The sequence below is a fragment of the Vibrio cholerae genome, assembly GCF_008369605.1.
Lineage (GTDB): Bacteria > Pseudomonadota > Gammaproteobacteria > Enterobacterales > Vibrionaceae > Vibrio > Vibrio cholerae.
Window position 1 is genome coordinate 2078596 of sequence record NZ_CP043554.1, and the last position, 19835, is coordinate 2098430.

General features: G+C 49.4%; 20 protein-coding genes. 12 read left to right on the plus strand and 8 right to left on the minus strand.

Annotated elements, in window-relative coordinates; all coding sequences use genetic code 11:
• The first annotated feature begins 20 nt into the window (after positions 1–20).
• Both ispA and dxs read left to right on the plus strand, forming a co-directional pair.
• On the plus strand, positions 21–905 hold the full coding sequence (gene ispA / locus F0316_RS09630; RefSeq protein ID WP_000568613.1) for a (2E,6E)-farnesyl diphosphate synthase: 885 nt from the start codon (positions 21–23) through the stop codon (positions 903–905).
• A 19-nt stretch (positions 906–924) separates the two neighbouring features.
• Complete coding sequence (dxs, locus tag F0316_RS09635) at positions 925–2805, plus strand: 1-deoxy-D-xylulose-5-phosphate synthase (RefSeq protein ID WP_142625627.1); 1881 nt, start codon at positions 925–927, stop codon at positions 2803–2805.
• Positions 2806–2902: 97 nt separating this feature from the next.
• On the opposite strand, the gene truC is transcribed toward dxs, so the two are convergent.
• Both truC and F0316_RS09645 read right to left on the minus strand, forming a co-directional pair.
• Complete coding sequence (truC, locus tag F0316_RS09640) at positions 2903–3637, minus strand: tRNA pseudouridine(65) synthase TruC (protein WP_000890135.1); 735 nt, start codon at positions 3635–3637, stop codon at positions 2903–2905.
• On the minus strand, positions 3638–3949 hold the full coding sequence (locus F0316_RS09645) for a YqcC family protein (protein WP_001160165.1): 312 nt from the start codon (positions 3947–3949) through the stop codon (positions 3638–3640).
• A gap of 88 nt (positions 3950–4037) precedes the next feature.
• On the opposite strand from F0316_RS09645, the gene F0316_RS09650 reads away from it, so the two are divergent.
• Both F0316_RS09650 and F0316_RS09655 read left to right on the plus strand, forming a co-directional pair.
• On the plus strand, positions 4038–5075 hold the full coding sequence (locus F0316_RS09650) for a DUF3549 family protein (RefSeq protein WP_149560445.1): 1038 nt from the start codon (positions 4038–4040) through the stop codon (positions 5073–5075).
• Between the two features lie 3 nt (positions 5076–5078).
• The gene (locus F0316_RS09655; RefSeq protein WP_142741017.1) at positions 5079–5381 is read left to right on the plus strand and encodes a DUF3301 domain-containing protein; all 303 of its coding nucleotides are present in this window, start codon (positions 5079–5081) and stop codon (positions 5379–5381) included.
• Here F0316_RS09655 and F0316_RS09660 read toward each other — a convergent pair.
• The gene (locus F0316_RS09660) at positions 5338–5871 is read right to left on the minus strand and encodes a GNAT family N-acetyltransferase (RefSeq protein ID WP_142741016.1); all 534 of its coding nucleotides are present in this window, start codon (positions 5869–5871) and stop codon (positions 5338–5340) included. The genes F0316_RS09655 and F0316_RS09660 overlap by 44 nt on opposite strands.
• Before the next feature lie 852 nt (positions 5872–6723).
• Here F0316_RS09660 and F0316_RS09665 point away from each other — a divergent pair.
• Both F0316_RS09665 and F0316_RS09670 read left to right on the plus strand, forming a co-directional pair.
• Complete coding sequence (locus F0316_RS09665; protein ID WP_142741015.1) at positions 6724–7023, plus strand: hypothetical protein; 300 nt, start codon at positions 6724–6726, stop codon at positions 7021–7023.
• The gene (locus F0316_RS09670) at positions 7020–7469 is read left to right on the plus strand and encodes a YaiI/YqxD family protein (protein ID WP_000708229.1); all 450 of its coding nucleotides are present in this window, start codon (positions 7020–7022) and stop codon (positions 7467–7469) included. The genes F0316_RS09665 and F0316_RS09670 overlap by 4 nt, the downstream gene beginning before the upstream one ends.
• Positions 7470–7534: 65 nt before the next feature.
• On the opposite strand, the gene F0316_RS09675 is transcribed toward F0316_RS09670, so the two are convergent.
• The 3 genes from F0316_RS09675 to F0316_RS09685 all read right to left on the minus strand — a co-directional run bounded on the left by F0316_RS09675 (position 7535) and on the right by F0316_RS09685 (position 9701).
• The gene (locus F0316_RS09675; protein ID WP_142741014.1) at positions 7535–9121 is read right to left on the minus strand and encodes an AbgT family transporter; all 1587 of its coding nucleotides are present in this window, start codon (positions 9119–9121) and stop codon (positions 7535–7537) included.
• A 200-nt stretch (positions 9122–9321) separates the two neighbouring features.
• Entirely contained in the window at positions 9322–9447 is a 126-nt protein-coding gene (ykgO, locus tag F0316_RS09680; protein ID WP_000866542.1) for a type B 50S ribosomal protein L36, read from the minus strand.
• Positions 9444–9701: a type B 50S ribosomal protein L31 gene (locus F0316_RS09685; RefSeq protein WP_000643440.1), complete on the minus strand. Its 258-nt coding sequence runs from the start codon at positions 9699–9701 to the stop codon at positions 9444–9446. The genes ykgO and F0316_RS09685 overlap by 4 nt, the downstream gene beginning before the upstream one ends.
• A 134-nt stretch (positions 9702–9835) precedes the next feature.
• Here F0316_RS09685 and tsaA point away from each other — a divergent pair, with 134 nt between their 5' ends.
• The 5 genes from tsaA (at position 9836) to F0316_RS09710 (ending at position 13861) form a co-directional block, all read left to right on the plus strand.
• Entirely contained in the window at positions 9836–10531 is a 696-nt protein-coding gene (gene tsaA / locus F0316_RS09690) for a tRNA (N6-threonylcarbamoyladenosine(37)-N6)-methyltransferase TrmO (RefSeq protein WP_089071736.1), read from the plus strand.
• A gap of 225 nt (positions 10532–10756) precedes the next feature.
• Positions 10757–12472: a proline--tRNA ligase gene (locus tag F0316_RS09695; RefSeq protein WP_001260666.1), complete on the plus strand. Its 1716-nt coding sequence runs from the start codon at positions 10757–10759 to the stop codon at positions 12470–12472.
• Positions 12473–12713: 241 nt separating this feature from the next.
• Complete coding sequence (locus tag F0316_RS09700; protein ID WP_149560446.1) at positions 12714–13358, plus strand: tellurite resistance TerB family protein; 645 nt, start codon at positions 12714–12716, stop codon at positions 13356–13358.
• A gap of 102 nt (positions 13359–13460) precedes the next feature.
• Entirely contained in the window at positions 13461–13664 is a 204-nt protein-coding gene (locus F0316_RS09705; RefSeq protein WP_000870111.1) for a YaeP family protein, read from the plus strand.
• A 5-nt stretch (positions 13665–13669) separates the two neighbouring features.
• Positions 13670–13861 (plus strand): DUF4250 domain-containing protein, encoded by a 192-nt coding sequence (locus F0316_RS09710; protein WP_001046693.1) that lies wholly within the window; start codon positions 13670–13672, stop codon positions 13859–13861.
• A gap of 100 nt (positions 13862–13961) precedes the next feature.
• Here the strand turns inward: F0316_RS09710 and purL are convergent, their stop codons facing one another.
• Entirely contained in the window at positions 13962–17855 is a 3894-nt protein-coding gene (gene purL, locus F0316_RS09715) for a phosphoribosylformylglycinamidine synthase (RefSeq protein WP_149560447.1), read from the minus strand.
• Entirely contained in the window at positions 17852–18058 is a 207-nt protein-coding gene (locus F0316_RS09720; RefSeq protein ID WP_000533381.1) for a hypothetical protein, read from the minus strand. Before F0316_RS09720 ends, purL begins: the two co-directional genes overlap by 4 nt.
• 106 nt (positions 18059–18164) lie before the next feature.
• Between F0316_RS09720 and mltF the strand changes: the two genes are divergently transcribed.
• Positions 18165–19757, plus strand: a complete 1593-nt coding sequence (mltF, locus tag F0316_RS09725) for a membrane-bound lytic murein transglycosylase MltF (RefSeq protein ID WP_000187388.1) — start codon at positions 18165–18167, stop codon at positions 19755–19757.
• The last annotated feature ends 78 nt before the right edge of the window (positions 19758–19835 follow it).

Below are 19835 nucleotides of genomic sequence, written 5' to 3' on the forward strand. Positions count from 1 at the left end.
CCGACAAAGATGAGTGTCCTATGATTGAGGCGTTATCCTCATACCAACAGCGAAATAACCAGCAACTGGATCAGTGGCTGAACCGTATTCCCTTTCAAACCTTGCCTTTAATCGAGGCGATGCGTTACGGGCTACTGCTCGGCGGCAAACGGGCACGGCCATATTTGGTTTACATCACGGGGCAAATGCTCGGCTGTGAGCTTAGCGACTTAGACACTCCTGCCTCAGCCGTGGAGTGTATTCACGCTTATTCGCTGATCCATGATGATTTGCCCGCCATGGATGATGATGAGCTGCGCCGCGGCAAGCCCACTTGCCATATCCAGTTTGATGAGGCCACCGCCATTTTGACCGGCGACGCCCTGCAAACCTTGGCGTTTACTATTTTGGCGGAAGGCGCTCTTTCTGCTGCAGGCGAAACACAGCGCGTCGCCATGATCCAAGCTCTTGCCGAAGCTTCTGGCGCACAAGGCATGTGCCTTGGTCAAGCGTTAGATCTGGCGGCGGAAAATCGCTTAATTTCGCTAGAAGAATTGGAAACCATTCATCGCAATAAAACCGGCGCTTTAATGCGCTGCGCGATCCGTTTAGGTGCTTTAGCCGCCGGTGAAAAAGGCCGCGCCATGCTACCGCATCTTGATCGCTATGCAGAAGCGGTTGGCCTCGCGTTTCAGGTTCAAGATGACATTCTTGATATCATTAGCGATACCGAAACCCTTGGTAAACCACAGGGTTCTGACCAAGAATTAAATAAAAGTACCTACCCTGCTCTTTTAGGCTTAGAGGGAGCACAACAAAAAGCACACACTCTGTTACAAGAAGCGCTTCTGGCTTTAGAAGCAATTCCCTACAATACGGAGCATCTGGAAGAGTTCGCCCGATATGTCGTCGAGCGCAAGAACTAAACAATAAGCGCGCATACTTATGACTCTTGATATCTCAAAATACCCAACACTGGCTCTGGCCAATACGCCAGACGAACTGCGCAGCCTTCCAAAAGAAGTGCTGCCTAAGCTGTGTGACGAGTTACGTACCTATTTGCTCAACTCGGTGAGCCAATCCAGCGGTCATTTGGCCTCAGGATTAGGCACCGTTGAGCTGACGGTTGCGCTGCATTACGTCTACCACACCCCATTTGATCATCTGATCTGGGATGTGGGTCATCAGGCTTACCCACATAAAATTTTGACTGGTCGTCGTGATCAGATGCCCACCATTCGCCAGAAAGATGGATTACACCCTTTCCCATGGCGTGAAGAGAGTGAATACGACACCCTCTCGGTGGGTCACTCCTCCACCTCGATCAGTGCCGCACTCGGCATGGCAATCTGCGCTGGTAAAGAAGGTAAAGACCGTAAAGTGGTCAGTGTGATTGGCGATGGCGCGATCACCGCCGGTATGGCGTTTGAAGCGATGAACCACGCGGGGGATGTGCACCCTGATATGCTGGTCGTACTCAATGATAATGAAATGTCGATTTCAGAGAATGTCGGCGCACTGAACAACCATTTAGCGCAAGTGCTGTCTGGCAGTCTGTACACTTCTATTCGCGAAGGCGGCAAGAAAGTGCTGTCTGGCATCCCGCCAATCAAAGAGCTGGTTCGTCGCACCGAAGAGCATCTCAAAGGCATGGTGGTCCCCGGTACGCTATTTGAAGAGCTCGGCTTTAACTACATTGGCCCTGTGGATGGCCATGACGTACTGGAACTGATCAAAACCCTGAAAAACATGCGTGAGCTAAAAGGGCCACAGTTCCTCCACGTGATGACCAAAAAAGGCAAAGGCTATGCGCCTGCGGAAAAAGATCCGATTGGCTATCACGGCGTGCCTAAGTTTGATCCAAGCCACCACAGCTTGCCCAAAAGCAGCAATACTAAGCCCACCTTTTCGAAAATCTTTGGCGATTTTCTGTGTGATATGGCGGCGCAAGATCCTAAGTTGATGGCGATTACCCCAGCCATGCGTGAAGGCTCTGGCATGGTGCGTTTCTCCAAAGAGTACCCAAGCCAATACTTTGATGTGGCGATTGCCGAACAGCACGCAGTCACGCTGGCAACCGGTATGGCTATTGCGGGGTATCACCCGATTGTGGCGATTTACTCCACCTTCTTACAGCGTGGTTACGATCAACTGATCCACGATGTGGCGATCATGAACTTGCCGGTGATGTTTGCCATCGACCGCGCGGGGATTGTCGGAGCCGATGGTCAAACTCACCAAGGTGCGTTTGATTTAAGCTACATGCGCTGCATCCCCAACATGCTGATCATGGCTCCGGCGGATGAAAATGAATGTCGCCAAATGCTCTATACGGGTCATCAACATCAAGGCCCAAGTGCCGTTCGTTACCCGCGAGGTAATGGCATGGGCGTTGAGCTAGAGAGCAACTTTACCGCGTTGGAAATCGGCAAAGGCCGCTTAATGCGTGAAAGCACGGCCTGCGAAGGTGAGAAAGTCGCAATTTTGAGTTTCGGTACTCTGCTGCCTAACGCTTTAGAAGCCGCTGAAAAACTCAACGCGACAGTGGCTGACATGCGCTTTGTTAAACCACTGGATGAAGCCCTCATCAAGCAACTCGCCCAAACTCATGATGTCCTCGTGACATTGGAAGAAAATGCGATTGCCGGTGGCGCAGGGGCTGGCGTGATTGAGTTTCTGATGAAAGAGAAGCAGCTCAAGCCGGCTCTCAATCTCGGCCTGCCAGATCAGTTCATCGTGCAAGGCACGCAAGAAGAGATGCATGCAGAACTAGGCCTAGATGCAGCAGGCATTGAGCGCGCAATTCGCGACTATCTGGCCAAATAGTCCTTTCCACCCGCCGCTTAACGTCGCTGAGGTAGAAATCAGAAAGAGAAAAGCCTTCATGATGAAGGCTTTTTTATTGGGCTGATTGAGAAAATCATCAAGCGTTGATTAACAGCGACTCTTGCCAACCAAACTCACTAAGCAAGCCTTGCCACACTTCATCTAGTCCAGCGCGAATCACTAACGGTTGCTGAGTATAAGGATGCATAAAACGTAACTCGCTGGCATGCAGCATCAAACGTTGCGCGGAAAAGTGTTCACGAAACAGTCGATTATGCACACCATCCCCATGCGTGGTATCACCCACTATCGGATGACGCAGATGTGCCATATGACGACGCAGCTGATGTTTGCGCCCGGTCTTCGGTTGCATCTCCATCAAGCAATAGCGGGTAGTGGCAAACTTTCCTGTGGAAATGGGCAGTTCCACTTTGGCGAGTGGCCGATAAGCTGTCACCGCCGACTGCGCTTCTTTATCTTGCTTGGCAAATTTATCGGCAATTTTGTCGAGCTCTTCTTTGAGTGGATAATCGAGCACATTCGCCTCTTCTATCCAGCCGCGCACAATGGCGTGATAGGTTTTCTCCATCTCATGATTGGCAAACATCGGCATCACTTCAGAGGCAATCTGACTAGAGAGCGCAAACACCAACACGCCAGATGTCGGGCGATCCAAACGGTGTAGCGGGAAAACGTGCTGACCAATTTGATCGCGCAGGGTCTGCATTACAAACTCGGTTTCATGCTTGTCGAGCCATGAACGGTGCACCAACATGCCAGCCGGTTTATTGACCGCCACCAAATATTCATCTTGATAAACAATCTCGAGCATCTATTGGCACACCTTGTCGATTTGTTGAATGACCGCAAGCACCGCTTGATAACGGGCCTCACCTTGCCACACTTCAGAGAAATACGGCTCCAGCGCGAAACCACGCGGTACCGCATTTTGGGCGATCGCCTGTTGCATTTTGGGCAGAAAAATCCACTGCAGCCACTCATGGGGCAGCAGAGTATCCACTGCAAAGGGCTCTTGGCTGGCGAGAGCTTGTGAAGAAGGCGGTGTCGCTTGCCACAATTGCGCAGCACGCAATCTGACTTCCAACTCATCGAGTAACTTCACCAATACGGCGTTGAACTGCATAATTCGTCCGGTTTATTTCTATGATGACCTTGAAAAAGTTCCATAGAGTACCATTTATTGGAGAAAGAAAGTTAGGATCAATTTCCGCATGGACACTATTCGTACCCTCACGGCTCTGCTGCAAAATAGCGGCTGCCAGTACCAAATTTTTGATCTCGGACGCCGCGTGCAAGCGATGGATAACCGCCAATTTGCTCAAGTGGAGTTAGGTCAACAAGCTTACCCGTTTCCGCTACAACGTCATGCACAATTCGCTATCGTGTATTGGAATGAACAGCGTCAACCTTGGATCTGGATGCTCAAATTTGCACTTGATGAACGTGGCTTACTGCAACAAGCCGATGTTGGGCAATTTATTCAATATCTGCTCGAAGCAATGGGCAGCCGACTCCATCAATCTTTGACGGAAGAGCAGCAACAGAAGCTCGCCAATAATCCTTACACTTTCAAACCCAGTGAAGACAAACTCGCGATGCTGCATAGCCATATTCGCATGCAGCTTGGTCTAGCCTGCAGCCAATACTACGAACACGCTCAGCACTATTTTTCAGGCGGTTTAGGCTGGGATAAGTGGCATACGGTGGGTTTGCAAGGGATTACCGATCTTTGTGCCCGTTTAGAGCAAGAACAAAACGGCGTATTGCTCCGTAAAGCCCTGACTCATTTGCCCGCTCAGCCACTTTACGCTGTGCTCGGGGCATTAGAGCATGTCACCTTACCGGAAAAACTGGCGAAACGCTTAAGTGAGCTTGCGGAGGCGGAAGTCAAAGCCAGCGATCCAGATCTGTTTTTGCTCGCGGCTCTAGTGAGAGCCTTGGCCGGATCGCCTGCCAATATCCTTGATGCGACTTGCGATGCGATTCTCGCCTCGCCCGCACTTTGCCACCAAGAAGTGCTGATTGCGCTTGCAGGACGCAGTTGGATGAGCCTAGAAAATAGCGGCCGTGCGCAACGCTTTTTAGTTCGCTTAGCGCAAACTCATAATCAACCCTTATTTAATCAATTGTTCGCGGACGTGGTCATGCTGCCCGCACTACGGGGAGTGATACTGCCTTTATTGCACGCCAGTCCATCGCCAGAGTTGGCGCAGGCTCTAGAGCAGTTACAGCAGATGACGCGAGGATAATTCATGATTGGCGATTTGCTCTTGATACTGGCGCTCTGTTTTGCGGGATTTCTGTTTTGGCAGCAGCGCCATCAAGCGGAAATCGCCAAACAAGCGATTCAACGCCACTGCGACAAGCTTGATTTACAGTTACTCAACGTCGCTTTTGGCCAGCATAAATTCAAAACGCCCTCTGGCCAGTGGCGTTGGCACACCATTTATTTGTTTGAGTTTTCCTCACTTGGCGACGATTGTTACCAAGGTCAGTTAGAAATGCGGGGATTTAGAACGGTAGGTTTTTCTCTGCCACCGCACCGGATGGGCTAAGCCTATCCGCTTCAGCCGTCCAGACAAATTGGCTACATGGGCCATAAAATTCATCCACATCCATGGCGTGGATAAAACCGAGCTTTTGCAAAATAGTACGCGCAGCTTCATGTTGCGCTTTAATGGTTGCGACCACACGCTGTAAACCAAAACGCTGACACATATTGGGGAAAAAGGCATTCAACGCTTCACTGGCGAATCCTTGTCCCCAGTAGGCTTTATCAAATAAAAAGCCCAACTCAGCGCGCCCTTCACTCTCAAATTCGATGAAGACATGCCCCATGTACTCACGGTTGTAGTTATCCAGCACGGCCATCGCGTACAGTGAAGAATCATGCAATACCCGCTGAAAAAGCTGTTTCGCTGCCGCTACGGTCGTCGGCCCGTTCATCAGGGCACGGTTTTTCGCACAGTAATTGAGCACCAGAAAATCTGACTCAAACGCCTCTGTGTAAGGGATAAGTAGCGTTCTTCGGGTCGCTATGGTCACGGACATTCCTTGTATAGCAGAAAAATCAAACGGAAATAGCGCCTTCCCAGATAGAAAGGCGCTATTTTATTTACAATGACCTCGTCCATATCAAGGTTCGAATGACACGAGGTAAAGCCTGCTGACGTTGTTATTTTTATGGTTTATCAAGAACCTGATATGCGCTTATTTTTTGTTAGCCAATATTGTGACCAATTTGGCCTGATTAACGCAGGTTCTTATGCTCGAAAGGAAGATTAAGGAAAGCCCCGACACAGGTGTCGGGGCTTAATCTTAGTCGCAGCATCCGGCTACTTGAATGTGCTCCATGCATCATCCTTAACGGGCTGATCCTTTCAGCGAACTCCGAGCATCGCCATCCTAGCGGTGTCCTATTCGTCCTGATGCCGAATAATCCTATTCAGCCTTCATCACTTGTTCCTTGAGCGGTGTCCTTGCCATCGTCCTGATGGGGTTCCCTCTCACATCCCTAGAGTATCCTGAATCATCCTTGCAGCTCACCTCACTGTGCGCTGACGCATTCCTTACGCGTGTCCGGCTTCCTGCTTGTGGTCATCCTCACCACTTCTCATCCTGAGAATCACAGTTCCTAGGTCATTTCCTTCGACAAGAGATAATTTACCCGTTTTGCTTTTTCGTACAAGCGGCTGCTGGCCTACAGGCTAAGCCCCCAAACCCAATCAACAAAATAGACATTAAAAATCAAATAGATAAATAACACCCCTCGTTATTCCTGCATCAATTCACTGTTTTTGCTTACACAAGGTGTAAGCGATCTCTCACAAACGATTGCCCCTTTTGCTCGCGAGTGTTTCTCAGTAAGATGGCGGCAAACCCGAATAAGGAAAGATTATGCTGACCAAAGACGTGTCTCAAGAGCTGGAAAAGATCCTCAATAGCCTGCAGCAGCAAGGCAAAGAGCCTTCTGTCGCACTGGTCAAAGCGCGTTTAAAAACGCCAGTGCCAATGCCTGCGATTATTGCCACGATAAAAAGTTGGAAAAGTACCCAACGCATCCCCAAAGTCGAGGTCGCCACGACAAATACTGACCCGAGCCTTGAGCAGCGCATTGAACAGTTAGAACAGACGATTTTACAGCTTACAGCGCGTATTGAAGCGCTCGAAAGCACAAACAAAGGAGGGCAAGCATGAAGATTTGGGTAGACGCCGATGCGTGTCCGAAAGTGATCCGTGAAACGCTGATCCGCGCCGCTGAGCGTACAGGCGTTGAATGTACCTTTGTCGCCAACCATCTGATCCCACTGCCCAAACGCGACAACATTCGCGCGCTACAAGTCTCTTCAGGGTTTGATATTGCCGACAATGAGATAGTCAGACGCACCGAAGTGGGTGATTTGGTCATAACGGCAGATATCCCCCTCGCCGATGAAGTGATCAGCAAAGGCGGTTTGGCGCTCAATCCACGCGGTGAGCTGTACACCAAAGAGACCATCAAAGCGCGCCTGAACATTCGCGATTTTATGGATACCATGCGCGCCAGCGGCATTCAAACCGGTGGCCCTGCCGCCCTTTCGCAGACCGAACGGCGCGAGTTTGCCAATCATCTGGACAGAATTTTGGCTAAGCGCACTGGGTAATGAGATTTTCTGATGTGTAAAAAAGCCTGCGATATGCGCAGGCTTTTTCGTATGCAGAACAAACACTATGGCGTGTAGTAAGTGGCGGCGCCAGGGCCAACCGGCAGACCTAACACAAATACCCACACGTAGAACAGTAAGCTCCAACCCACCATAAACACCACCGAATACGGCAACATGGTTGCGATCAAAGTACCGATACCGAGGTTTTTCATATAACGCGTCGCCACCGCCAGAATCAAGCCAAAGTAGCTCATCATCGGAGTGATGATGTTAGTGACCGAGTCACCGATACGATAGGCCGCTTGAATCACTTCTGGAGCATAGCCCACCAACATCAGCATAGGCACGAAAATCGGCGCGGTGACTGCCCATTGCGCAGAGGCAGAGCCAATCATCAGGTTGATGTAGCCACACATCAAAATGAAGGCGAAGAACAGCATGGGTCCCGTCAGTCCGATGTCTTTCAGGAAATCCGCGCCGAGTACCGCCAATACTTGACCAAACTTAGTCCAACTAAAGAAGGCAACGAACTGCGCCGCAAAAAATACCAGCACAATGTACATGCCCATAGAAGACATCGATTTCGCCATCGCATTAATCACATCACGATCGGTTTTCATCGTACCTACCACACGGCCATAGACATAGCCGGGAATGGCAAAAAAGATAAAGATAAAGGCGACGATGCTCTTTAAAAATGGCGAACCAGAAACGAGGCCATCCTCTCCGCGCAGCACGCCATCCGCCGGTACAATTGTCCAAGCCAATAATGCGCTCACCACAACAACCGCTAATCCAGCATAGGCCAGCGCTTTTTTCTCTAGCACCGTCAGAGAACCCATTTTGTCTTGGCTTAAGTCATCGCTGGCTTCTGATACATCATATTTGCCCAATTTGGGCTCAACGATTTTCTCGGTCACGAATGCACCTAAAATCGCAATCACAAAGGTAGAAGCCGCCATAAAGTACCAGTTGACTTCAGGACCAACGCTGTAAGTAGGATCAATCATACGAGCGGCGGTTTCGGTAATCCCTGAAAGCAAAGGATCGACGGTGCCAATTAACAGGTTTGCCGAATAACCACCAGAAACACCTGCAAACGCCGCAGCGAGTCCCGCGAGCGGGTGACGACCTAGCGAATGGAACAGCATGGCTGCCAGTGGAATAAGAACCACGTAGCCTAATTCAGATGCCGTGTTAGAGATAATACCGGCAAACACGACAGTGAAGGTGACCATGCGCTTTGAAGCGCCCATCACCAGACCACGCATTGCCGCAGAGAGCAACCCAGAGTGCTCCGCAATGGCGACACCCAGCATGGCCACCAACACGGTGCCTAAAGGAGCAAAGCCGACAAAGTTTTTCACTAAGTTGGTTACGATAAGCTCTAATCCATCGGCATTGAGTAAGCTGACAACATGGATCATGCCATCTGCAGCACGACCTTTCGCGCCTTCTGGACGAGGGTCCACAACTGACAACTCGAAGTACCCAGCGATACCCGAAGCAACCAGTAGTACAACACAGAAAATAGCAAATAATGTGATGGGATGGGGTAATAGGTTCCCCAAATATTCCACACCATCAAGAAAACGGGTAATTAAAGGTTTCTTAGGTGCGTTTTGATTTATTGAAGCAGATGAACTCATCTGTTCCCTCCTTGTCATGATTCCTATGCATTTGTGACAGAAATGTCAAAAGCGCGCGCAGAGTACTCGACAAAAAAGGTAAATTAAAAAGCAAAAATGTTACAAAATTTATCCAAACTAATAACTTCTAACCTAAAAATAAAAAATAACCAGATGATCATGAGCATGAATAACCATCTGGTTAGATAAAAATCTTGCTATTAGCGCTGAACAGCTTTAAAGCGAGGATTTGATTTGCAGATCACATACAAACGGCCACGGCGTTTGACGATTTGACAATCTGGGTGACGATTTTTAGCGCTTTTTAGCGAGCTGAGCACTTTCATTTGGACTCCTTAGCAAACTGACCGAAACGACGAGTGAAGTTCGCAACGCGACCTTCTTTTTGTACCACACGTTGTTTACCGGTATAGAACGGGTGAGATTCTGACGAAACCTCGATGGTAATGTAGGGGTAAGTTTTGCCTTCCCACTCAATGGTGCGATCGGTTTGCAAAGTAGAACCAACCACAAAATAGTGATCAACCGTGGTATCGTGGAACACCACTTTACGGTAATCGGGATGAATGCCTGCTTTCATCTTAAACTCAAAACCTCAAATTGTTATGTTATAACATTTTAATTAATAATTATTCTCAAGGTGATTTGCAAGCGATTTTTACGTCTAGCTATGCTATTTTTTTCCTCAACATCGCGTGAATATCGATAAAAAACATGTATCCCATTGAACCTATTGCAATAATTGAAAGCCCATACCAAGAAAAATTTGCCGTACCTCGTCAACCACGTTTGGTGCCAAGCGCGACCGCAAGAGTCAAATTGCTCGGTGAGTGCAACTGCGCTGAATCCATTCGTGGCATAGAGCAATTTAGTCATGTGTGGCTGCTGTTTCTGTTCGACCAAAACCTCGCCGCAGGTTGGAAACCGACCGTACGTCCACCTCGTCTTGGTGGTAATGAACGAGTGGGTGTTTTCGCGTCACGAGCAACTTTTCGCCCTAATGGGATTGGCATGTCAGCGGTCGAGTTAAAAGGGGTAAGCAAAGAAGGAGATCAATATTATTTAGAGCTCGGAAGCGTCGACTTGGTCAATGGCACACCGATCATTGATATCAAACCTTATATCCCCTACTCCGACTCCATTACCGACGCGCAAGGTGGTTATGCCGAGCAAGAGCCACAACGCATGGCGGTTACCTTCAGTGATGCAGCGCGGCAAATGCTCCAGGCACATCCTGAAGGTAAGATTCGCCAAGCGGTACTCTGTGAAGTGTTAGCGCAAGATCCGCGCCCGGCTTACAAAAAACATCGCGCTGACGATAAGTTATATGCGGTGAATTTGTACGATTGGAACGTGAAATTTACGGTTAACACTGAAGCAATCGTTGTCAACGCAATTGAACCCTTTTGACAAAACCATTTGGCTGATATTATTAGCGCCCAAATTCGCTTTAGATCCCCAAACCACTTCAAGTGGCAGATAGATGACAAGTGAGTGAATCACCATAAGCATAGAGAGACTGTGTGATTGGGCTGCACCCACTTAGCCAACACGCCTGCCGCTTGCAGTAAGAAGGGAATGACGTCACTCCTGTTAAAGCGATCCTTTAAACTTTGATGAAACGGATACCATAGAATGCGTACCAGTAACTATCTTCTTTCCACTCTGAAGGAGACTCCAAACGACGCAGAAGTTGTGAGCCATAAGCTCATGCTCCGTGCAGGTATGATCCGTAAGCTGGCTTCAGGTCTCTATACTTGGCTGCCTACTGGTCTGCGTGTACTGCGTAAAGTCGAAAACATCGTTCGCCAAGAGATCGATAATGCCGGTGCAATCGAAACCTTGATGCCGGTGGTGCAGCCGTTTGAATTGTGGGAAGAGACTGGTCGCTCTGAAAAAATGGGCCCAGAGCTACTGCGCTTTACTGACCGCCATGAGCGTCCGTTTGTTTTAAGCCCAACTGCAGAAGAAGTGATCACGGCGCTGGTGCGTAATGAGGTGAGCTCTTACAAGCAGTTGCCACTGAACTTGTATCAAATTCAAACCAAATTCCGTGATGAACGCCGTCCACGTTTTGGTGTGATGCGTGCCCGTGAATTCTGCATGATGGATGCGTACAGCTTTGATATCGACAAAGCGGGCCTAGAAAAATCCTACGAAGCCATGCACGTTGCGTATTGCAAAGCGTTTGACCGTATGGGCCTCGATTACCGCCCAGTGCTAGCCGATACTGGTGCTATCGGTGGTAACGGCTCACACGAATTCCACGTACTGGCGGAAAGTGGCGAAGATCTGATCGCCTTCTCAACTGAATCGGATTACGCAGCCAACATCGAAAAAGCGGAAGCGGTTGCACCGGCGATTGAGCGCCCAGCGCCGACGCAAGCGATGACCTTGGTTGATACCCCTAACGCAAAAACCATCGCAGAATTGGTTGAGCAGCACGGTCTGCCTATCGAAAAAACGGTGAAAACCTTATTTGTCAAAGCCTCAGATGAAATTGATGCGCCTATCGTTGCGCTGATCATCCGTGGTGACCATGAACTGAACGAAATCAAAGCCGAGAAACTGGCCGAAGTCGCTTCGCCGCTGGAAATGGCCAGTGAAGAAGAGATTCGCGCGCTGATCGGTGCAGGCCCTGGCTCATTAGGCCCTGTCGGCCTGAAACTGCCATTTATTGTTGACCGCACCGTTGCTGTGATGAACGATTTCGGCGCTGGCGCGAACATCGATGGCAAACACTACTTCGGTATCAACTGGGGTCGTGATGTTGAACTGGGTAAAGTCGAAGATCTGCGTAATGTGGTTGAAGGCGATCCAAGCCCATGTGGCAAAGGCACACTGATGCTCAAGCGCGGGATCGAAGTAGGTCACATCTTCCAATTGGGTACCAACTACTCTGAAAAGATGAACTGTGGCGTACTCGATTCAAACGGTAAAAACGTCATTCTTGAGATGGGTTGCTACGGTATCGGCGTCTCTCGCGTCGTCGCGGCAGCCATCGAACAAAACCATGACGATTACGGCATTATCTGGCCTGATGCGATTGCACCTTTCCAAGTGGCTATTGTGCCGATGAACATGCACAAATCTGAGCGTGTTCAGCAAGCCGCTGAAAAATTGTATGCAGAATTGACAGCTGCAGGCATCGAAGTGCTGTTTGATGATCGTAAAGAGCGTCCGGGCGTCATGTTCTCAGATATGGAACTGATCGGCGTGCCACACACCATCATCATTGGTGATCGCAGCATGGATGAAGGTCACTTCGAATACAAAAATCGTCGTAGTGGTGAAAAAGAAGCGGTGGCGATGGCATCCATCATCGACTTTATCCAAGCCAAACTGGCCTAATTTTCGGTCACATTCACTTACAAAGGCTGCCATCGAGCAGCCTTTTTATTACCAGTTTTCCCCAAACGACTTGGATTTGCAGGTAGGCGGCAAGTGAGTTCATCCCATGAGCATAGAGAGGCTATGTGATTGGGGTGAACGAACGCGGCCAACACCGCTGCAACTTCAAGAAGGAAGGGGATATTAATATTAGATTCATTTTTCATCATCTACACTGAGTCAAAACCAGAGGAGATAGCCCATGGATCTAAAATCATTACTTAACCAAGCACTAAGTTCCGATCTAGTGAAAAAAGGCAGTGAACAGCTTAAAAACCTAGGTCAAGATAAAAGCCAGCTCGGTGCTTTGGGGGCTGGCGCGTTAGGTGGCGGCTTATTGGGCATGCTGCTTGGCTCAAAGAAAAGTGCCAAATGGGGCAAAAGCGCGCTAAAAGTCGGCGGTGCTGCTGCACTTAGCGCACTGGCGTATAAGGTCTACAACGATTGGAACGCCAAACAAAATGGTCAATCCGCACCGACTCCGTTTGATGAAAGCAATCCTCGTCATGAGCTGATCATTTTAAAAGCCATGATTGCCGCCGCGAAAGCCGATGGGCATGTGGATGAGCAAGAGATGGCGCGTATCCAACAAGCGATTGAAGAGCTAGGCGCAGATAATCAAGTGCAACAATTGGTAGAACAAGAGCTGCGCAAACCATTGGATCCTGCTGAAATCGCTCGCTTTGCGCAGAACCCAGCTCAAGCCTCTGAGCTGTATCTGGCGTCATTGCTGATTGCCGATGAACAGAACTTTATGGAAAAAGCTTATCTCAATGAACTGGCTAAACAACTAGGCTTGGATGCTCAATTGGTCGCGCAACTGAACTTACAAGTCTCTGGTCAATAATTCACCACTCATGAGGCTTCATTGAGCCAGCGCAAGTAGTAGGTTTGGTATTTCTCTGCTCTCAAGGTATATTGAGAGCAGTTATCATTTGAGGACACCCTGATGAAAGTTTATGACTGTTGCGAACTGGTACGCGAGCTTTACGCGCAAATTGGTAGTGGTGATCAAGGCTATATTCCGCAAGCCATCAGCTGCGCTGTACGTGCATTAAACGAGATTGCGGCTGATACCGCCCTGCCACTGGCGGCACGAGAAAAAGCGGCGTTTGCGGCAGCGAATTTACTGATTTCCGATTTTGAGGATTAATCACCATGAATCTCGCGAATTTTGCCACTATGGATCCGATCATGCTGATGAGCATCATTAACATGAAACTGCGTGACGACTTTGGTGGCGATTTGGATAAATTGGTTAACTATTTCGATATTGATCGCAGCGCGTTAGAAGCTAAGCTAGCGAGCGCTGGTTTTGAATTTTTACCGCAAGTCGGCCAATTCCGCTAAATCAACGGTTATCGCAAAGCGCCCTTTCAAATCGGGGCTGACAAAACGAAAAAAGCGCAGAAGTTCTCTGCGCTTTTTGTTGTGCTTAAGCTTAAATCAATTAGCCAAAATATTTACGAGCATTCTGGAACATACGCATCCAAGCGCCGTTCTCACCCCAGTTATCAGGGTGCCACGAGTTGGCGACGGTACGGAATACACGCTCAGGGTGCGGCATCATAATCGTCACACGGCCATCTTGAGTGGTTAAGCCAGTAATCGCATTCGGTGAACCGTTCGGGTTGCTTGGGTAAGCTTGGGTTGGCTGACCAAAGTTATCCACGAAACGAATCGCTACGGTGCCAGATTGCTCAATTGCCGCCAAATGCAGAGCATCACGCACTTCGACACGACCTTCACCATGAGAAACTGCAATCGGCATTCTTGAGCCCGCCATCTCGCTAAAGAACAGCGATGGCGATTTTTGCACTTCGACTAAGCTAAAGCGCGCTTCAAAACGATCCGACTCGTTACGCACAAAACGTGGCCACAGCTCTGCGCCCGGGATCAAATCACGCAGGTTAGACAGCATTTGACAGCCGTTACACACCCCAAGTGAGAAAGTATCTTTACGTTGGAAGAACTGTTCAAACTGCTCACGTGCTTGGGCGTTAAACAGAATCGATTTCGCCCAACCTTCTCCCGCCCCCAGAACGTCACCGTAAGAGAAGCCGCCGCAAGCCACCAGACCTTGGTAAGCATCGAGCACGGTTTGTCCGGTCAGAATGTCGCTCATATGCACATCAATCGCCTCAAAACCAGCACGGTCAAACGCTGCCGCCATCTCAACATGTGAGTTAACGCCTTGCTCACGCAAAATCGCCATTTTCGGACGCACACCTTTGGCGATGTACGGCGCAGCAACGTCGGCTTGCACATCGTAAGTTAACTTCGCATTCAAGCCCGGGTCGCGGTTATCTTGTTTGGCCGCAAACTCTTGATCGGCACACGCCGAGTTATCGCGTAGCGCTTGCATCTTATGGGTCATTTCCGCCCAGATGGTGCGCAGTTCAGTACGAGAGCGCTCAATCAAGACTTCCTCACCACAAGTGATCAGCAAGCGATCCGACGCTTCTACTTCACCAATCACTTGAGCACACGCTTCTAAGCCATGGGCGGCAAGCGTTGCCAGAACAGCATTCAGCTCATCATTTTTCACCTGAACCACAGCGCCAAGCTCTTCATTGAACAGTGCCGCCAGTGCATCATCACCCAAGGTTTCAATATTGGCTTTAATACCACAGTGACCCGCGAAAGCCATTTCTGCCAACGTCACCAATAAACCGCCGTCACCTTTGTCGTGGTAAGCCACCAGCTTGTCGTTACGCACCAGCGTTTGTACTGCATCAAAAAAGCCTTTGAGCTGCGCCGCGTTATCCACATCAGCCGGCTTATCACCCAACTGTTTGTACACTTGCGCTAATGCGGTTGCGCCAAGACGATTTTGACCATTACCCAAGTCAATCAAAATTAAGCTTGTCTCACCAAGGTCAGTACGCAGTTGTGGAGTCACAGTCTTGCGAATGTCTTCCACACGTGCGAAAGCAGTGATGATGAGTGACAGCGGCGAAGTCACTTCTTTCTGCTCGCCATTTTCCTGCCACTTGGTTTTCATCGACATCGAGTCTTTACCGACTGGGATAGTGATACCCAGTGCTGGACAAAGCTCTTCACCGACCGCTTTCACCGCTTCATACAGACCTGCATCTTCACCCGGATGACCCGCTGGAGACATCCAGTTCGCCGAAAGTTTGATGCGTTTCAGCTCGCCAATATCGGTTGCGGCTATGTTGGTAATAGCTTCACCGACCGCTAAACGTGCAGAGGCACCGAAGTCCAGCAGCGCAACTGGGGTACGCTCCCCCATCGACATGACTTCGCCGTGGTAAGAATCAAAACTCGCGGCCGTTACCGCGCAGTTTGCGACGGGAACTTGCCATGGACCGACCATTTGATCCCGCGCGACTAAGCCAGTCACTGAGCGGTCACCAATGGTGATCAGGAACGTTTTTTCTGCGACTGCCGGTAAACGCAGTACGCGATCCACCGCTTCATTAAGCTCAATGCCTGAACGCTCCAAGGCTGGGCTAACCACTTTCAGCGTGCTCGCTTCACGATGCATTTTCGGCGGCTTACCCAACAGAATATCCATTGGCATATCAATCGGCGTGTTAGCAAAGTGGCTGTCTTCCAGCGTCAAATGGCGCTCTTCGGTCGCTTCACCTACCACAGCATAAGGTGCGCGTTCACGCTGACAGATGGCATCAAACAGCGGCATATCTTCCGCAGCAACCGCCAGCACATAACGCTCTTGTGATTCATTACACCAGATTTCCAATGGGCTCATGCCCGGCTCATCATTCGGCACGTTGCGCAACTGGAATTTACCACCGCGATCGCCGTCATTCACCAGCTCAGGCAGAGCGTTAGAGATACCACCCGCGCCCACATCGTGGATAAAGGCGATTGGGTTTTTGTCACCGAGCTGCCAACAACGGTCAATCACTTCCTGACAGCGGCGCTCCATCTCAGGGTTTTCACGCTGCACAGAAGCAAAATCCAGATCTTCAGCAGACTGACCAGAAGCCATCGAAGAGGCTGCGCCGCCACCGAGGCCAATGTTCATCGCAGGGCCACCGAGCACGATCAGTTTGGCCCCCACAGGGATCTCTTTTTTCTGAATATGTTCGGCACGAATGTTGCCCATACCGCCGGCAATCATGATCGGCTTGTGATAACCACGCACCTCTTCACCGGCATGTGACGTCACTTTTTCTTCATAAGTGCGGAAATACCCAAGTAGGTTCGGGCGACCAAATTCGTTGTTGAACGCCGCGCCGCCAAGTGGCCCTTCCAGCATGATATCCAGCGCATTCACAATACGGCTTGGCTTACCAAAATCGCTTTCCCATGGCTGTTCAAAACCGGGAATACGCAAGTTCGAGGTAGTAAAGCCCACCAATCCCGCTTTAGGCTTGCCGCCAATACCGGTTGCGCCCTCATCACGAATTTCACCGCCAGAGCCAGTCGAAGCCCCCGGCCAAGGCGAAATCGCCGTTGGGTGGTTATGCGTTTCCACTTTCATCAGAATATGGGCATCTTCATGGTGATAAGTGTACTGACGGCTCTCGGGGTCGGGGAAGAAACGGCCAACGGTCGAGCCCGTCATTACTGCGGCATTATCTTTATAAGCCGAAAGCACATAATCCGGCGTCTGTTCAAAGGTGTTTTTGATCATTTTGAACAGCGATTTATCTTGTTTAATCCCATCAATGGTCCAATCGGCGTTGAAAATCTTGTGGCGGCAGTGCTCTGAGTTCGCCTGTGCAAACATCATCAGTTCAATGTCGTTAGGATTACGACCCAGTTTAGTGAAGCTCTCAACCAGATAATCAATTTCATCTTCAGCCAATGCCAAACCAAGGGAAACGTTTGCCTCTTCAAGCGCACGACGACCGCCTGCTAACACATCAACCTGACTCATAGGCGCCGGCTCTGCTACGCTGAACAGTTGCTGGGCATCGGTGAGTTCTGCGAACACGACTTCCATCATGCGATCGTGCAGCAGCGTCTTAAGTGTTGCGATTTGTGCTGCGGTCAGTGCCGTTTCTGCTTCAACATAATAAGCCGTACCGCGCTCAAGACGTTTGATACCATGCAGGCCACAGTTGTGTGCAATATCGGTGGCTTTTGAGGACCAAGGTGAGATGGTTCCGGGGCGCGGCGTCACCAACAGCAGTAAACCTTGCGGTTCATGCTCTTGAATGGTTGGACCATAAGTGAGCAGTTTTTCGAGCTTTTCCAACTCTTGCGGATTGAGCTCTGCCTTGAGATCGGCAAAGTGCATAAACTCGGCGTAAATACCAGTTACAGGCAGTTGCTGTTCACGACACGCGGTCAGGAGCTTGTTAACACGAAACTCTGAAAGAGCTGGGGAGCCACGCAAAATTCTCATGTGCTTAGGTCTCTATGTCCAATTGATTGAGGTGTAATTGGCATAAACTCTTTCGAATACAGCACATTAAACTCTATTTGTTGAATGTATGCCGATTTCACCTCTACTGATGGCTGCGCATTATAGAGGAATTCTTTTTGTGACGTAACACCAAAAGCAACCGTTTGCGTCATTTTTTTCGTTAATTTTGAGTTACGACCCATTTGCACAAATCTTCGAGCAAAATGACAGCTTACTCAGTGAGGACTTTGCCAAAACCAGCGCCTTTGATATAAAGGCATCTGTCTTGATGAGAGAAAACCCAAATTGATGACTCCTTTTGCCTATAAACTCCCCATTCGCGCACTCTGGCTAGGCTTATTAAGCCTGCTCTTAGTCGGTTGCCAAATCGATTCTGAGCCAAAAAGCGAGCTAGAAAAAATTCGTGAACGTGGTGTTTTACGCGTTGGTACGCTCAACAATCCCCTCTCCTACTACATCGGCCCTGATGGCCCAACGGGATTGGATTACGAGTTAGCCCGCGAATTTGCCAAAGAGCTTGGCGTAAAGCTGGAAATGAAGCCAGCATACCGCCTATCTAGCCTGTTTCCTGCCTTAAAAAACGGTGAAGTGGACATCATTGCCGCAGGCTTAAGCCAATCCGAAGAGCGACTCAAAGATTTTCGCGCAGGTCCTGCTTATTATTACGTATCGCAGCAAGTGGTCTATAAAAAAGGTGACTGGCGACCACGCAGCTTCAAACAGTTGGTCGAACGCCAGCAAACCTTATTAAAGGACAATCCTGAGCTCGCCTTTTTCAGCGTGGTGGATGACTCCCATTTTGAGCACACCTTACTAGCCAAACAGCAGAAATACCCCGATTTTCAATTTCATGTCGACAGCAATTCCGATGTGAATGACTTACTGAAAAAAGTCTCACAAGGAGAGTTACTGTTTACGATGGCCGACTCTGTTGAAGTGTCGCTTTCTCAACGCATCTATCCTGAACTGGCAGCGGCATTTGAATTAACCGAAGATCAGCCGATCTCATGGTTTATCCGCCGTTCCGACGATGAAAGTCTGTATGCCTTAATGATTGAATTTTTTGGTAATCTCAAGCAATCGGGCTATTTGGCGTCTTTGGAAGAAAAATACATCGGTCATATTGGTGCCTTTGATTATGTCGATACCCGCGCCTTTATTCGTGCGCTGGATACACGATTACCTCGATGGACGCCTCTCTTTCAAAAGTACTCGGCAGAGTTTGATTGGCGTTTAGTCGCCGCACTTGCGTATCAGGAGTCGCACTGGAATCCGTATGCCAAATCGCCCACGGGTGTCCGTGGTTTGATGATGTTGACACTACCAACCGCGCGCAGTGTGGGGGTAAGTGATCGCCTCGATCCAGAGCAGTCGATTCGTGGTGGGGTGGAATACTTGCGACGTATGATGGAGCGTGTTCCTGACTCAATTTCCGAACATGAAAAAATTTGGTTTGCCTTAGCCTCTTACAACATTGGCTACGGGCATATGATGGATGCGCGACGCTTAACCAAAAGCCAAGGCGCAGATCCTGACTCATGGGCGGATGTCAAAGATCGCCTGCCACAGCTGCAGCAGAAAAAATACTTCACCCAGACCCGCTATGGCTATGCACGTGGCGACGAAGCACGTAATTATGTGGAAAATATTCGCCGTTACTACCAAAGCATCATCGGCCATCTTGAGCAGCGTCAATTGGCGACAGGCGATGAAAGTATTGAAGATCTCACCGTGATTGCGCTTGATGAAGAATTTTTCAATGAAGAAGCAAACCGTGAAATCTTGGATGAAGAAGCGGAAGCACTCGAATCAGAGTCACTCGAAAACAGTGAATCGAGCGCCGAGCCATCTGCCAAACCATCCACTGAGAGCAAAAATTAGCCACTTGATTTTTGGGAAGAAAACACGTAAATCAATGTGTGAATTAAATCGCTTTCCTGTTGTCAGAAACAGGTAACA